This is a genomic window from Pseudothauera nasutitermitis, assembly GCF_004801295.1.
In the GTDB taxonomy this organism is placed as follows: domain Bacteria; phylum Pseudomonadota; class Gammaproteobacteria; order Burkholderiales; family Rhodocyclaceae; genus Pseudothauera; species Pseudothauera nasutitermitis.
Window position 1 is genome coordinate 271,866 of the sequence record NZ_SSOC01000005.1, and the last position, 12,308, is coordinate 284,173.

General features: G+C 68.8%; 12 protein-coding genes and 1 tRNA gene. 7 read left to right on the forward strand and 6 right to left on the reverse strand.

Annotated elements, in window-relative coordinates:
- Positions 1 to 61: 61 nt before the first annotated feature.
- The 3 genes from E6C76_RS14435 to E6C76_RS14445 all read left to right on the forward strand — a co-directional run bounded on the left by E6C76_RS14435 (position 62) and on the right by E6C76_RS14445 (position 1,364).
- A tRNA-Met gene (locus E6C76_RS14435) sits at positions 62 to 138 on the forward strand.
- Between the two features lie 166 nt (positions 139 to 304).
- Positions 305 to 883, forward strand: coding sequence for a DJ-1/PfpI family protein (locus E6C76_RS14440; RefSeq protein WP_136348941.1), 579 nt, complete (start codon positions 305 to 307; stop codon positions 881 to 883).
- Positions 884 to 986: 103 nt separating this feature from the next.
- Positions 987 to 1,364, forward strand: coding sequence for a ribbon-helix-helix domain-containing protein (locus E6C76_RS14445; protein ID WP_136348942.1), 378 nt, complete (start codon positions 987 to 989; stop codon positions 1,362 to 1,364).
- A 13-nt stretch (positions 1,365 to 1,377) separates the two neighbouring features.
- Here E6C76_RS14445 and E6C76_RS14450 read toward each other — a convergent pair whose 3' ends face one another.
- The 6 genes from E6C76_RS14450 to ftsY all read right to left on the reverse strand — a co-directional run bounded on the left by E6C76_RS14450 (position 1,378) and on the right by ftsY (position 8,408).
- Positions 1,378 to 3,258 carry an ABC transporter ATP-binding protein gene (locus E6C76_RS14450; protein ID WP_136348943.1) on the reverse strand — a complete coding sequence of 627 codons (1,881 nt, stop codon included), beginning with the start codon at positions 3,256 to 3,258 and terminating at the stop codon, positions 1,378 to 1,380.
- 97 nt (positions 3,259 to 3,355) lie between these two features.
- Positions 3,356 to 4,909, reverse strand: coding sequence for an alkyl hydroperoxide reductase subunit F (gene ahpF / locus E6C76_RS14455; RefSeq protein ID WP_136348944.1), 1,554 nt, complete (start codon positions 4,907 to 4,909; stop codon positions 3,356 to 3,358).
- 114 nt (positions 4,910 to 5,023) lie between these two features.
- Positions 5,024 to 5,590 carry an alkyl hydroperoxide reductase subunit C gene (gene ahpC, locus E6C76_RS14460; protein WP_136348945.1) on the reverse strand — a complete coding sequence of 189 codons (567 nt, stop codon included), beginning with the start codon at positions 5,588 to 5,590 and terminating at the stop codon, positions 5,024 to 5,026.
- A gap of 228 nt (positions 5,591 to 5,818) precedes the next feature.
- Positions 5,819 to 6,724, reverse strand: coding sequence for a permease-like cell division protein FtsX (ftsX, locus tag E6C76_RS14465; protein WP_136348946.1), 906 nt, complete (start codon positions 6,722 to 6,724; stop codon positions 5,819 to 5,821).
- Positions 6,721 to 7,386 carry a cell division ATP-binding protein FtsE gene (locus E6C76_RS14470; protein WP_136348947.1) on the reverse strand — a complete coding sequence of 222 codons (666 nt, stop codon included), beginning with the start codon at positions 7,384 to 7,386 and terminating at the stop codon, positions 6,721 to 6,723. Before E6C76_RS14470 ends, ftsX begins: the two co-directional genes overlap by 4 nt.
- Positions 7,383 to 8,408: a signal recognition particle-docking protein FtsY gene (gene ftsY, locus E6C76_RS14475; RefSeq protein WP_136348948.1), complete on the reverse strand. Its 1,026-nt coding sequence runs from the start codon at positions 8,406 to 8,408 to the stop codon at positions 7,383 to 7,385. The genes E6C76_RS14470 and ftsY overlap by 4 nt, the downstream gene beginning before the upstream one ends.
- 128 nt (positions 8,409 to 8,536) lie before the next feature.
- On the opposite strand from ftsY, the gene E6C76_RS14480 reads away from it, so the two are divergent.
- Genes E6C76_RS14480 through coaD form a run of 4 tightly spaced genes read left to right on the forward strand, consistent with a single transcriptional unit; the run spans position 8,537 to position 12,294 of the window.
- Complete coding sequence (locus E6C76_RS14480) at positions 8,537 to 9,925, forward strand: M16 family metallopeptidase (protein WP_230976283.1); 1,389 nt, start codon at positions 8,537 to 8,539, stop codon at positions 9,923 to 9,925.
- A gap of 7 nt (positions 9,926 to 9,932) precedes the next feature.
- The gene (locus E6C76_RS14485) at positions 9,933 to 11,270 is read left to right on the forward strand and encodes a M16 family metallopeptidase (RefSeq protein ID WP_136348950.1); all 1,338 of its coding nucleotides are present in this window, start codon (positions 9,933 to 9,935) and stop codon (positions 11,268 to 11,270) included.
- Entirely contained in the window at positions 11,267 to 11,806 is a 540-nt protein-coding gene (gene rsmD, locus E6C76_RS14490; RefSeq protein ID WP_136348951.1) for a 16S rRNA (guanine(966)-N(2))-methyltransferase RsmD, read from the forward strand. The genes E6C76_RS14485 and rsmD overlap by 4 nt, the downstream gene beginning before the upstream one ends.
- Positions 11,803 to 12,294, forward strand: a complete 492-nt coding sequence (gene coaD / locus E6C76_RS14495; protein ID WP_136348952.1) for a pantetheine-phosphate adenylyltransferase — start codon at positions 11,803 to 11,805, stop codon at positions 12,292 to 12,294. The genes rsmD and coaD overlap by 4 nt, the downstream gene beginning before the upstream one ends.
- Positions 12,295 to 12,308: the final 14 nt, after the last annotated feature.

Sequence of the window (12,308 nt, forward strand, 5' to 3'; positions counted from 1 at the left end):
GCGCCATCGCCCGCCGCTATTGACGCGTCAATTACAGAGCCGCTATATTAGCAGGCTTGATGGTGATGTAGCTCAGACGGTTAGAGCGACGGATTCATAACCCGTAGGTCGGCGGTTCGATTCCGCCCATCACCACCACACACCCGAAAAACCCGGTCCCTGGCGGCCGGGTTTTTCTTTTCCGCCGTGTGCCATTCAAGGCCGCGCGCGGTACTCCGTTACCACCCGCCCCGCCGCCACCACGCGCACACTGCGCGGACGGCGCGCTCGATCGCGCCCTGCTCACAACAACGAGGAGACGACGATGGGCAAGAAGATCCTGATGATCTGCGGCGATTTCTGCGAAGACTACGAAACCATGGTGCCCTTCCAGACCCTGCTGGCGGTCGGCCACACGGTGCACGCGGTGTGCCCGGACAAGAAGGCGGGCGAGGCCATCGCCACCGCCATCCACGACTTCGAGGGCCAGCAGACCTACAGCGAGAAGCGCGGGCACAACTTCACCCTCAATGCCAGCTTCGCCGACATCGACCCGGCGGACTACGACGCGCTGCTGATCCCCGGCGGACGCGGGCCGGAATACCTGCGCCAGAACGACGCCGTGGTGAAGGCGGTGCGCCACTTCTTCGAGGCCGACAAGCCGGTGGCCGCGGTGTGCCACGGCGCCCAGCTGCTGGCCGGCGCGCGCGTGCTGGAAGGGCGGCACTGCTCGGCCTACCCGGCCTGCCGCGCCGAGGTCGAACTGGCCGGCGGCACCTACGCCGACATCCCCATCGACCAGGCCGTCACCGACGGCAAGCTGGTCACCGCGCCGGCCTGGCCGGCGCATCCGGCATGGCTCGCGCAGTTCCTCGCCGTGCTGGGCACGCGCATCGCGCACTGAAGCGCCTGCGCGTGCGCCCGCGCGCCGGACCGTCCTCCCTTTCTGCGATCCGGCGCGCGGGCATCTACACTACAGGCATCGCCCGCCCCCACCGGAGCGCCCGATGTGCCAGATCTTCACCTCCGCCGACCCCGGGCTGTACGCCTCGCGCGCCCGCTCGATCCGCCTGCGCGGCGTAGCCACCAGCCTGCGCCTGGAAAACGTGTATTGGCAGGCGCTGGAAGAAATCGGCCGGCGCGACGGCCTGAGCGTGCCGCAGCTGGTCAGCCGCCTGCACGACGAGCTGGACGAAGCCGGCGCGCTCGGCGACGGCGCCAACTTCACTTCCTTTCTGCGCGTCACCTGCACGCGCTACCTGCAATTGCAGCTCGCCGGCTTGATCCCGCGCGAGGCAGGCGCGCCAATCCGCGCATTGGACGCGCGCGCCGTGCTCGCCGGCGAACGCGACTGGCGCGCGGCGGCCCGCGCCACGCAGGGCTGAACGGGCGGCCGGCTCAGGCCAGCGCGCCTTCCTCCTCGTCCAGTTCGTCGCCCAGGAAACCGCCACTCTGGTGCGCCCACAGGCGCGCGTACAGACCGCCACGCGCCAGCAGGCTGCGGTGGTCGCCCTCCTCGACGATGCGCCCGCCGTCCATGACGATCAGCCGGTCCATCGCCGCGATGGTGGACAGCCGGTGGGCGATGGCCACCACGGTCTTGCCTTCCATCAGGCGGTAGAGGCTTTCCTGGATGGCGGTCTCCACTTCGGAATCCAGCGCGCTGGTGGCCTCGTCGAGCAGCAGGATGGGGGCGTCCTTGAGCATCACGCGGGCGATGGCGATGCGCTGGCGCTGCCCGCCGGAGAGCTTCACGCCGCGCTCGCCCACGTGGGCGTCATAGCCGGTGCGCCCCTTCGGGTCGCTCAGCGTGAGGATGAACTCGTGCGCCTCGGCGCGCCGCGCGGCGGCGACCATCTGCTCCTCGGTGGCATCCGGGCGGCCGTAGAGGATGTTGTCGCGCACCGAGCGATGCAGCAGCGAGGTGTCCTGGGTGACCATGCCGATGGCCGCGCGCAGGCTTTCCTGGGTGACCCCGGCGATGTCCTGACCGTCGATCAGGATGCGCCCGCTCTCCAGATCGTGGAAGCGCAGCAGCAGATTCACCAGCGTGGACTTGCCCGCGCCCGAGCGCCCCACCAGGCCGATCTTCTCGCCGGGGCGGATGGTCAGCGAGAAGTCGTCGATCACCCGCCGCGCGTTCTCGCCCTGCGCGCCGTAGGCGAAGCCGACCTGCTCGAAACGCACTTCGCCGCGCGGCACAACCAGTGCCTGCGCGCCCGGATGGTCCAGCACAGTACGCGGACGCGACAGGGTGTTGATGCCGTCCTGCACCGTGCCGACGTTCTCGAACAGCGAGGCCATCTCCCACATCACCCAATGCGACATGCCGTTCAGGCGCAGCGCCATGGCGCTGGCCGCCGCCACCGCGCCCAGGCCCACCTCGCCCTGCGTCCACAGCCACAGCGCCACCCCGGCGGTGGCCATGATGAGCAGCATGGACAGGGTGTGATTGACGATCTCGATGCCGCTCACCAGACGCATCTGGCCGTGCACGGTGTGCATGAACTCCTTCATCGCCGAGCGTGCGTAGCCCGCCTCGCGCCCGGCGTGGGAGAACAGCTTGACCGTGGCGATGTTGGTGTACGCGTCGGTGATGCGCCCGACCATCAGCGCACGGGCGTCGGCCTGCGCGCGCGAGACTTTCGACAGGCGCGGCACGAACCAGCGCAGCGCCACCCCGTACAGCGCCAGCCAGCCCAGGAAGGGCAGCAGCAGCCAGGCATCGAAACCGGCCACCACGACCACCATGGTGATGAAGTAGATGATCACGAATACCAGGATGTCGGTGAGGATCATGCAGGTGTCGCGCACCGCCAGCGCGGTCTGCATGACCTTGGCGGATACCCGTCCGGCGAACTCGTCCTGGAAGAAGCTCATGCTCTGGCCGAGCAGCAGGCGGTGGTAGTTCCAGCGCAGGCGCATGGGGAAGTTGCCCGCCAGCGCCTGATGCTTGAGCAGGGTCTGCACCGCCACCAGCACGATGCTGGCGAGCACGATGCCCCCCAGCAGCAGCAGGGTGCCGCCCTCTTCCGCCCACAGGCGCGCCGGCTCCACGGCGGCCAGCCAATCCACCACGCGGCCCAGCATGGCGAACAGCAGGGCCTCGAACACGCCGATGGCGGCGGTGAGCAGGGTCATGCCGGCGATGAACGGGCGCATGCCCTCGGTGCCTGCCCACAGGAAGGTGAAGAAGCCGCGCGGCGTGGAGGCCGGCGGGCGGTCCGGGTACGGATCTACGCGGTTTTCGAACCAGCGGAACACAAGTTTCTCCTGCATGGGCTTCGGCCCGCAAACCCGCAAGTTTGCCTTGCCGGACGCCCAAAACAAAACGCCCCGCGCGCGGCGGGGCGAACGAATCGGGGGCGACGCGCGATCAGGCCGGCGCGCTGACCCGGATCAGGTGGTCGAAAGCGGACAGCGAAGCCTTGGCACCCTCGCCCATGGCGATGATGATCTGCTTGTACGGCACCGTGGTGCAGTCGCCCGCGCCGAACACGCCCGGCACCGAGGTCTGCCCCTTGGCATCCACGATGATCTCGCCGAAGCGCGAGAGTTCCACCGCGCCCTTGAGGAAGTCGGTGTTGGGCAGCAGGCCGATCTGCACGAAGATGCCTTCGAGCTCGACGCGCTTTTCCTCGCCGCTCGCGCGGTCCTTGTACACCAGGCCATTGACCTTGTCGGTGCCGGTGACTTCCAGCGTCTGGGCGTTCTTGATGACCTCGACGTTGGGCAGGCTGGCGAGCTTCTTCTGCAGCACGGCATCGGCCTTCAGCGAATCGGCGAATTCCAGCACGGTCACGTGGGCCACCACGCCGGCCAGATCAATGGCCGCTTCCACGCCGGAGTTGCCACCGCCCACCACCGCCACGCGCTTGCCCTTGAACAGCGGACCGTCGCAGTGCGGGCAGTAGGCCACGCCCTTGCCGCGGAATTCCTTCTCGCCCGGCACGTTCATCTCGCGCCAGCGCGCGCCGGTGGCCAGGATCACGGTCCTGGCCTTGAGCGCGGCGCCGTTTTCCAGTTGCACTTCATGCACGTCGCCCGGCACCAGCTTCACCGCGCGCTGCAGGTTCATCACGTCTACCTCGTACTGCTTGACGTGCTCTTCCAGCGCCATGACGAGCTTGGGCCCTTCGGTTTCCTTCACCGAGATGAAGTTCTCGATGGCCAGCGTATCCATCACCTGGCCGCCGAAACGCTCGGCGACGATGCCGGTGCGGATGCCCTTGCGCGCGGCGTAGATCGCCGCGGCCGCGCCGGCCGGGCCGCCGCCCACCACCAGCACGTCGAAGGTCTCCTTGCCGGCGATCTTGGCGGCGGCGCGCTTGGCGGCGCCGGTATCCACCTTGGCGAGGATCTGGCCCAGTTCCATGCGGCCCTGGCCGAATTCCTCGCCGTTGAGGAACACCGTGGGCACGGCCATGATCTTGCGTTCATTGACCTCGTCCTGGAACAGCGCGCCGTCGATCATGGTGTGGCGCACGCGCGGGTTCAGCGCGGCCATCAGGTTGAGCGCCTGCACCACTTCCGGGCAGTTGTGGCAGGACAGGGAAATATAGGTCTCGAAGACGAAATCGCCATCCAGGTTGCGGATCTGCTCGATCACGTCGGCTTCCACCTTGGGCGGATGACCGCCGACCTGCAGCAGCGCGAGGATCAGCGAGGTGAATTCATGCCCCATCGGCAGGCCGGCGAAATGCACGCCGAGGTCGGCGCCCGCGCGGTTGATGCGGAACGAGGGCTTGCGCTCGGCATCATCACGACGTTCGATGAGGGTGATCTTGTTGCTCAGTTCGGCGATGTCGCCCAGCATCGCCAGCATTTCGCGGGACTTCTCACCATCGTCCAGCGAAGCCGTGATCTTGAGCGGCTGGGTGACTTTCTCCAGGTAGGCTTTCAGTTGCGTCTTGATGTTGGCGTCCAGCATGGCGTGGTTCCCGGTAGGGTTGTTCAGACAAAAAAACAGCCGGCGGCGCCGGCTGGTTTCGCGCACCGCGCGGACCCTGCGGTCCGGCGCGGTGTTGCAGCGGCAGCGTGACGATCAGATCTTGCCGACCAGGTCCAGCGACGGAGCCAGGGTCTCGGCGCCCGGGGTCCAGGCGGCGGGGCAGACTTCACCGTCGTGGGTGGCGACGTACTGGGCGGCCTGGATCTTGCGGACCAGTTCCTTGGCGGAGCGGCCGATGCCCAGGTCGTGGATCTCGGCGACCTTGATCTGGCCTTCCGGGTTGATCACGAAGGTGCCGCGCAGGGCCAGGCCTTCTTCCTCGATCAGCACTTCGAAGTTGCGCGAGATCGTGCCGGTGGGATCGCCGACCATCGGGAATTGGATCTTCTTGATGGTGTCGGAAGCGTCGTGCCAGGCCTTGTGGGTGAAGTGGGTGTCGGTGGACACGGAGTACACCTCGACGCCGATCTTCTGCAGTTCAGCGTAGTAGTCGGCCAGGTCGCCCAGCTCGGTCGGGCACACGAAGGTGAAGTCGGCCGGGTAGAAGAACACGACGGACCACTTGCCCTTCAGGTCGTCGCTGGAAACCGGCACGAACTTGCCGTTGTGGTAGGCGGTGGCCTTGAAAGGCTTGATTTCGGTGTTGATCAGAGAAGCCATGTAGCAGTCCTCCTAGGGGTTTGACAGGGGTTGATCGAAACTCGATGGGTGAATGATACGGCAGTGCACAAGATCGTTCTAATTGATTATCGAGATGCTCTCGATTGTTGTAGCCTATCAAGCACCCTTCGTGCACGTAGCCCTTCATATATACCCCGCAGCTGCAGGATATGCCAAGAATTATTCTCAATATGCTCTGCTGGCCGCGAAAATACAGGGGAACGCGTATCAGCCGATGGACTCGCCGGCCAGATGCCGGCGCACCGAGATGGCGCTGCCCAGCCAGCCGAGGAACACCGCGAAGGCCAGGATGGCCCCCGCTTCCGGCCAGCCCGGACCGGCCAGATGGAACACTGCACCATAGGTCTGCGCCAACCCGGCGACCGGCGCGCGCAGCACTTCGACCACCACCCACACCGTGCCCAGCGCCACCAGCCCGCCGAGCAGGCCCTGCAGGCCGCCGAACCAGTAGAACGGCCGGCGGATGAACGGATCGGTGGCGCCCAGCAGGCGGCTCACGCCGATCTCCGCGCGCTGGGTGAGGATCTGCAGGCGGATGGTGTTGAAAGTGACGATGACCAGCGCCAGCCCGAGCAGCGCGGCAAGCACCAGCACCGCCGACTTGCCCAGCCCCAGCATGGCGTGCAGGCGCTCCACCCAGGCGGAATCGAGCTGTACGTGGGCCACCTTGGGCCAGCCGCGCATCTCCTTGGCGAGCGCCTCGAACAGTTCCGGCTCGTCGCCGGCCGGCACCACGATGTAGGCATCCGGCAGCGGATTGGCGGACAGCCCGCCCAGCACGTCGCCCAGGCCGCTGCGCTCCAGCTGCGCGAGCGCCTGGTCGCGCGGCACGAAACGGTGGCTGGCCAGGCGCGGCTCCGCGCGCAGCCGGGTGGCGATCGCGCGCACCTCGGCCTCGCTGGCGTCCTGCGCCATGAACACGCTGATCTCCGGCGCGCCGGACACCCCGCGCGCCAGTCCGGCCACGTTGTCGATCAGCAGATAGCCGCCGGCCGGCAGCGACAGCGCGATGCCCACCACCAGCGCGGACAGCAGGGTACCCAGCGGCTGTCCGGCGAGCCGGCTGCAGGCCTGCGCAAAGGCGCGCCAGTGCAGGTAGAACCAGTGGCTCATGCTTCCCCGCCCTCCACCAGCAGCCCCTTGTGCAGCACCAGCCGGCGCGGCCGGCTGGCGGCGAACAGGGTGGCGTCGTGGGTGGAGATCACCACGGTGACCCCGGCGCTGTTGAACGAACGGAACAACTCGGCGATCTCGTGGGCGTAGTCCGGGTCGAGGTGGGCCGTGGGTTCGTCGGCGATCAGAATCGACGGCCGGTTGACGATGGCGCGCGCGATCGCCACGCGCTGCTGCTCGCCGCCGGACAGCCCGGCCGGCAGCTCGCGCTCGCGCCCGGCCAGGCCCACGCGCTCCAGCGCGGCGGCCACCCGCCGAGCGCCGTCGCGCGGCGGATGGCCGGTGATCACCAGCGGCAGCATGACGTTGTCGAACACGTTGCGGTCGAACAGCAGGCGGGATTCCTGCAGCACCAGGCCAAGGTTGCGGCGCAGGTAGGGAATGGCGCGCGCGGGCATGCGCGAGACGTCCTGGCCGTTGATGGACACGCTGCCGGCGGTGGGCCGCTCGATCACCGGAATCAGTTTCAGCAGCGTGCTCTTGCCCGCCCCGGAATGGCCGGAGAGCACCACCAGTTCGCCGTGGCGGATCTCGAAGCTCACTCCGGCCAGCGCGGTGTAGCCGCCGGGATAGCGCTTGGCGACCTGGTCGAAGACGATCATGCGGCGCCGTCCCGCGTATCGGCCGGCGGGCCGAACAGCGCCTCGACGAATTCGCCGGCGCGGAAGGGCTGCAGGTCGTCGATGCCCTCGCCCACGCCGATGAAGCGCAGCGGTTTCGGGCACTGGCGGGCGATGGCCGCCACCACGCCGCCCTTGGCGGTGCCGTCGAGCTTGGTGAGCACCAGCCCGGTCACGCCGATGGCCGCGTCGAAGGCCTTCACCTGGGTGAGCGCGTTCTGGCCGATGTTGGCGTCGAGCACCAGCAGCACCTCGTGCGGGCCGCTGGGCTCCGCCTTGGCGATCACCCGGCGCACCTTGGCGATCTCTTCCATCAGGTGCAGCTGGGTGGGCAGGCGCCCGGCGGTGTCGGCCAGCACCACGTCGATGCCGCGCGCACGCGCCGCGTTCACCGCGTCGAAGATCACCGCCGCGGCATCGCCGCCGTCCTGCGCGATCACCGTGACGTTGTTGCGCTCGCCCCAGGTCACCAGTTGCTCGCGCGCGGCGGCGCGGAAGGTGTCGCCGGCGGCCAGCAGCACGCTCTTGCCCTGGCTCTGGAAATACTTGGCCAGCTTGCCGATGGAGGTGGTCTTGCCGGCGCCGTTGACCCCGGCGATCATGATGATGAAGGGCCGATGCCCGTCCACGCTCAGCGGCGCTTCCAGCGGCGCCAGGGTTTCCGTGAGTGCTTCGGCCAGTGCGCCCTGGAGTTCTTCGGCGTTCTCCAGCTTGTCGCGCTTCCAGCGCTTGCGCGCCTCGTCGAGCAGATGGGTGGTGGCCTCCACGCCGCAGTCGGCCATCAGCAGCGTGCTTTCCAGCTCTTCGAGCAGATCCTCGTCGATCTTGCGGCGGCCGAACAGGCCGGCCAGGCCGCCGCCGAACTGCTGGCGGGTACGCGACAGCCCGGCCTTCAGGCGCTCGCTCCAGGACGGGCGGGCCGCCTCGGTTGCGGGCGCGGCGGCCGGCGCCTCCTGGGCTTCGGCGCTCTCGGGCTTGCCGGACTTCTTCAGGAAACCAAACATGGGCACTCGGGTCAGATGGGGCGTTTGCGGCCCGGCGCACGCACTCGCCCGGATGGGCGCTATCATGCGGCGCCAGGCCGAATCCGGCGTCCCTCCAGGGCCGCCGCAACCGACGCGGATTCTATCAGATGCAATCCATTCCCATGTTTCGCAAGCCCATCTCACTACTCACCGGCGCGCTCGCCGCACTGGCCCTGCTGGCCGGTCCGGCGGCGGCCAATCCCTATGAAACCACGCTGGACAACGGCCTCAAGGTCATCGTCAAGGAAGACCGGCGCGCGCCCTCGGTGGTGCACATGCTGTGGTACCGAGCCGGCTCGATGGACGAGCCGGACGGCGTGTCGGGCGTCGCCCACGTGCTCGAACACATGATGTTCAAGGGCACCCCCACGGTGGGCCCGGGTGAATTCAACAAGCGCGTGGCCGCCGTGGGCGGGCGCGACAACGCCTTCACCAGCCGCGACTACACCGCCTACTTCCAGCAGATTCCGCCCAATCAGCTCGCAGCCATGATGGCGCTGGAAGCCGACCGCATGGTCAACCTGGTGATCACCGACGAAGAGTTCGCCCGCGAACTCGAGGTGGTCAAGGAAGAGCGCCGGCTGCGCACCGACGACCGCCCGCGTGCGCTGGTCTTCGAGCAGTTGATGGCCACCGCCCTGCAGGCGCATGCCTACCGCCGCCCGGTGATCGGCTGGATGCCCGATCTGGATGCCATGAGCGCCGACGACGCGCGCGCCTGGTACCAGCGCTGGTACGCGCCCAACAACGCCTGGCTGGTGGTGGTGGGCGACGTGGACCACCGCGAGGTGTTCGAACAGGCCCGCCGCCAGTACGGCGCCATCCCCGCGCGCGAACTGCCGGCCCGCCCGATCACCCGCGAACCCGAGCCGCGCGGGCCGCGCCAGACCACCGTGCGCGCGCCGGCCGAACTGCCCTACGTGGCGCTCGCCTGGCACGCCCCGGCGCTGCGCGACCCGGCTGCCGACCGCGAGGCCTACGCACTGGACATGCTGGCCGCCGTGCTCTCCGGCTACGACGGCGCCCGCCTGCCGCGCCGCCTGGTGCGTGACCAGCGCCTGGCGATTTCCGCCAGCGCCGGCTACGACGGCGCCAATCGCGGCCCCGCGCTGTTCTACCTGGACGGCGCGCCGGCCCCCGGCCACACCCTGGCCGAGCTGGAAAGCGCCCTGCGTGCCGAGATCGCCCGCATCGCCGAGGAAGGTGTGAGCGAGGAGGAATTGCGCCGCGTCAAGGCGCAGGCCGTGGCCGCAGAGGTATACAAGCGCGACTCGCTGATGGGCCAGGCCATGGCAATCGGCTACCTGGAAGCGGCCGGACTGTCCTGGCGCGACGAGGCCACGCTGCTCGAAGGCCTGCGCGGCGTGAGCGCCGAGGACGTGCGCGCCGTGGCGCGCAAGTTCTTCGACGACCGCACGCTGAGTACCGCCCGCCTGGAACCGCTGCCCCTGGAAGAAGCGCGCCCGCGCGCCAAGCTGCCCGCAACGAGACACTGAGCCCGCCATGTACAACCGATCGACTCCCCTTTCCCGCCTGCTGCACGCCCTCGCCGCCAGCGCCCTGCTGGCTGCCGGCGCCGCGCAGGCCGGCCCGCAGATCCAGCACTGGACCGCCGATACCGGCGCGCGCGTGTATTTCGTCGAAAGCCGTGCGCTGCCGATGGTCGACATCCAGGTCGACTTCGCCGCCGGCGGCATCTACGCGCCGCCCGAACGCGCCGGCGTGGCCGGGCTGACCCGCAGCCTGCTCGACGCCGGCACCGCCACGCTGGACGAACAGGCGATCGCCGAACGCAGCGCGGACATCGGCGCGATCCTCGGCGGCAGCGCGGACGAGGAGCGCGCCAGCCTGTCGCTGCGCACCCTGTCCTCGGCAACCGAGCGCGAGGCCGCCGTCGACCTGGTCGCCGAACTGCTCGCCCGCCCGACCTTCCCGGAAGCCGTGGTGGAACGCGAGAAGGCGCGCGCCATCGCCGGCCTGCGCGAAGCGCTCACCCAGCCCGGCACCCTCGCCGCGCGCGCCTTCGGTCCGGCCATCTACGGCGATCACCCCTACGGACGCACCAGCACCGAAGAGAGCCTGGCCGCCATCACGCGCGCCGACCTGGTCGATTTCCACCACCGCCACTACACCGCGCGGCGCGCCTCCATCGCCATCGTCGGCGACGTCTCGCGCGCGCAGGCCGCGGCCATCGCCGAACGCCTCACCGCCGGCCTGCCGGCCGGCGAGGCGCCCACGCCGCTGGCGCAGCCGGCACAGCCCGCGGCGCGCACCCTGCGCATCGCCCATCCTTCCGCGCAGGCCCACATCCTCCTCGGCCTGCCCGGACTGTCGCGCGAGGATCCGGATTATTACAGCCTGCTGGTGGGCAACTACGTGCTGGGCGGCGGCGGCTTCGTCTCCCGCCTGACCCGCGAGGTGCGCGAGAAGCGCGGCTTCGCCTACAGCGTGTACAGCCACTTCGCGCCGATGCGGGTCGCCGGCCCGTTCCAGATCGGCCTGCAGACCCGCGCCGACCAGATCGATGCCGCGCTGGGCGTGGTGCATGAAACCCTCAACGCCTTCATCCAGGACGGCCCCACCGAAGCCGAAATCCAGGGCGCGCGCGACAACCTCATCAACGGCTTCGGCCTGCGCCTGGACTCCAACGGCAAGATCCTCGGCTACGTGGCGATGATCGGCTTCTACGGCCTGCCGCTCGACTGGCTGGACGCCTACCCGGGCCACATCGCCCAGGTGAGCGCCGCCGCCGTGCGCGATGCCTTCGCCCGCCGGATACGCCCGGAGCATCTGGTCACCGTGGTCGTCGGCGGCGGCGCCCGGGAAGGCGCCGCCCCGTGAGCCGCGTGCGCATCGTCGGCGGGCAGTGGCGCTCGCGCCAGATCGACGTGGCCTCGGCCACCGGCCTGCGCCCGACCCCGGACCGCGTGCGCGAAACCCTGTTCAACTGGCTGGGCCAGCAACTGGACGGCCTGCACTGCCTGGACCTGTTCGCCGGCAGCGGCATCCTGGGCTTCGAAGCCGCCTCGCGCGGCGCGCAATCGGTCACCCTGGTGGAGCACGATGCGCGCGCCTTTGCCGCATTGCGGCAGGCCGCCACCGCGCTCCAGGCCGGGCAAGTGGAGTTGGTACGCGGCGATGCGGTAAAATTCGCCGAATCCGCGCCGCGCGGGTTCGATCTGGTCTTTCTCGACCCGCCCTACAAGCGGGGCTGGCTGGAACGCATCGAACCGCTGCTCGGACGGATTCTGCAACCGGACGGCTGGCTGTACGCCGAAGCCGAGGCGCCGCTCGAAGGCCTCGGCAACTGGCGCACGGTGAAGCAGGGCCGCGCCGGACAAGTGCATTTTCATCTCATGCGGGGGCACCCAGGTTGAGACACGGCAAGGTGGTGTATCCAGGTACGTTCGACCCGCTGACGCGCGGCCACGAGGACATCGTGCGGCGCGCGTCGGAGTTGTTCGACCAGGTCGTCGTGGGCATCGCGCAGAGCACGGGCAAGTCGCCCATCTTCACGCTGGAAGAGCGCGTGGAACTGGCCACCGAAGTCCTGGCGCCGTTTTCCAACGTGAAGGTGGTGGGCTTCGATGGGCTGTTGATGAACTTCCTGCGCGCGCAGGACGCCCGCCTGATCCTGCGCGGCCTGCGCGCGGTCTCCGACTTCGAGTACGAGTTCCAGATGGCTGGGATGAATCGCAAGCTCTTCCCGGATGTCGAAACGGTGTTCCTGACGCCCTCGGAGGAATACATGTTCATCTCCGCCACCATGGTGCGTGAAATCGCCAGGTTGGGGGGCGATGTGAGCAAGTTCGTGCAACCGGCGGTCGACGCCCGGCTGCGCCGAAAATTGAACCCTGAGCAATAGAGAGGTAGTGAAAA

Bases quoted from the DNA above. Each gene is read 5' to 3' on its own strand.
- E6C76_RS14485 (WP_136348950.1), top strand. From the start codon at position 9,933: ATGTACAACCGATCGACTCCCCTTTCCCGCCTGCTGCACGCCCTCGCC.
- E6C76_RS14440 (WP_136348941.1), top strand. From the start codon at position 305: ATGGGCAAGAAGATCCTGATGATCTGCGGCGATTTCTGCGAAGACTAC.
- E6C76_RS14480 (WP_230976283.1), top strand. From the start codon at position 8,537: ATGCAATCCATTCCCATGTTTCGCAAGCCCATCTCACTACTCACCGGC.
- ahpC (WP_136348945.1), bottom strand. From the start codon at position 5,590: ATGGCTTCTCTGATCAACACCGAAATCAAGCCTTTCAAGGCCACCGCC.
- E6C76_RS14470 (WP_136348947.1), bottom strand. From the start codon at position 7,386: ATGATCGTCTTCGACCAGGTCGCCAAGCGCTATCCCGGCGGCTACACC.
- ftsY (WP_136348948.1), bottom strand. From the start codon at position 8,408: ATGTTTGGTTTCCTGAAGAAGTCCGGCAAGCCCGAGAGCGCCGAAGCC.
- ahpF (WP_136348944.1), bottom strand. From the start codon at position 4,909: ATGCTGGACGCCAACATCAAGACGCAACTGAAAGCCTACCTGGAGAAA.
- E6C76_RS14450 (WP_136348943.1), bottom strand. From the start codon at position 3,258: ATGCAGGAGAAACTTGTGTTCCGCTGGTTCGAAAACCGCGTAGATCCG.
- E6C76_RS14445 (WP_136348942.1), top strand. From the start codon at position 987: ATGTGCCAGATCTTCACCTCCGCCGACCCCGGGCTGTACGCCTCGCGC.
- ftsX (WP_136348946.1), bottom strand. From the start codon at position 6,724: ATGAGCCACTGGTTCTACCTGCACTGGCGCGCCTTTGCGCAGGCCTGC.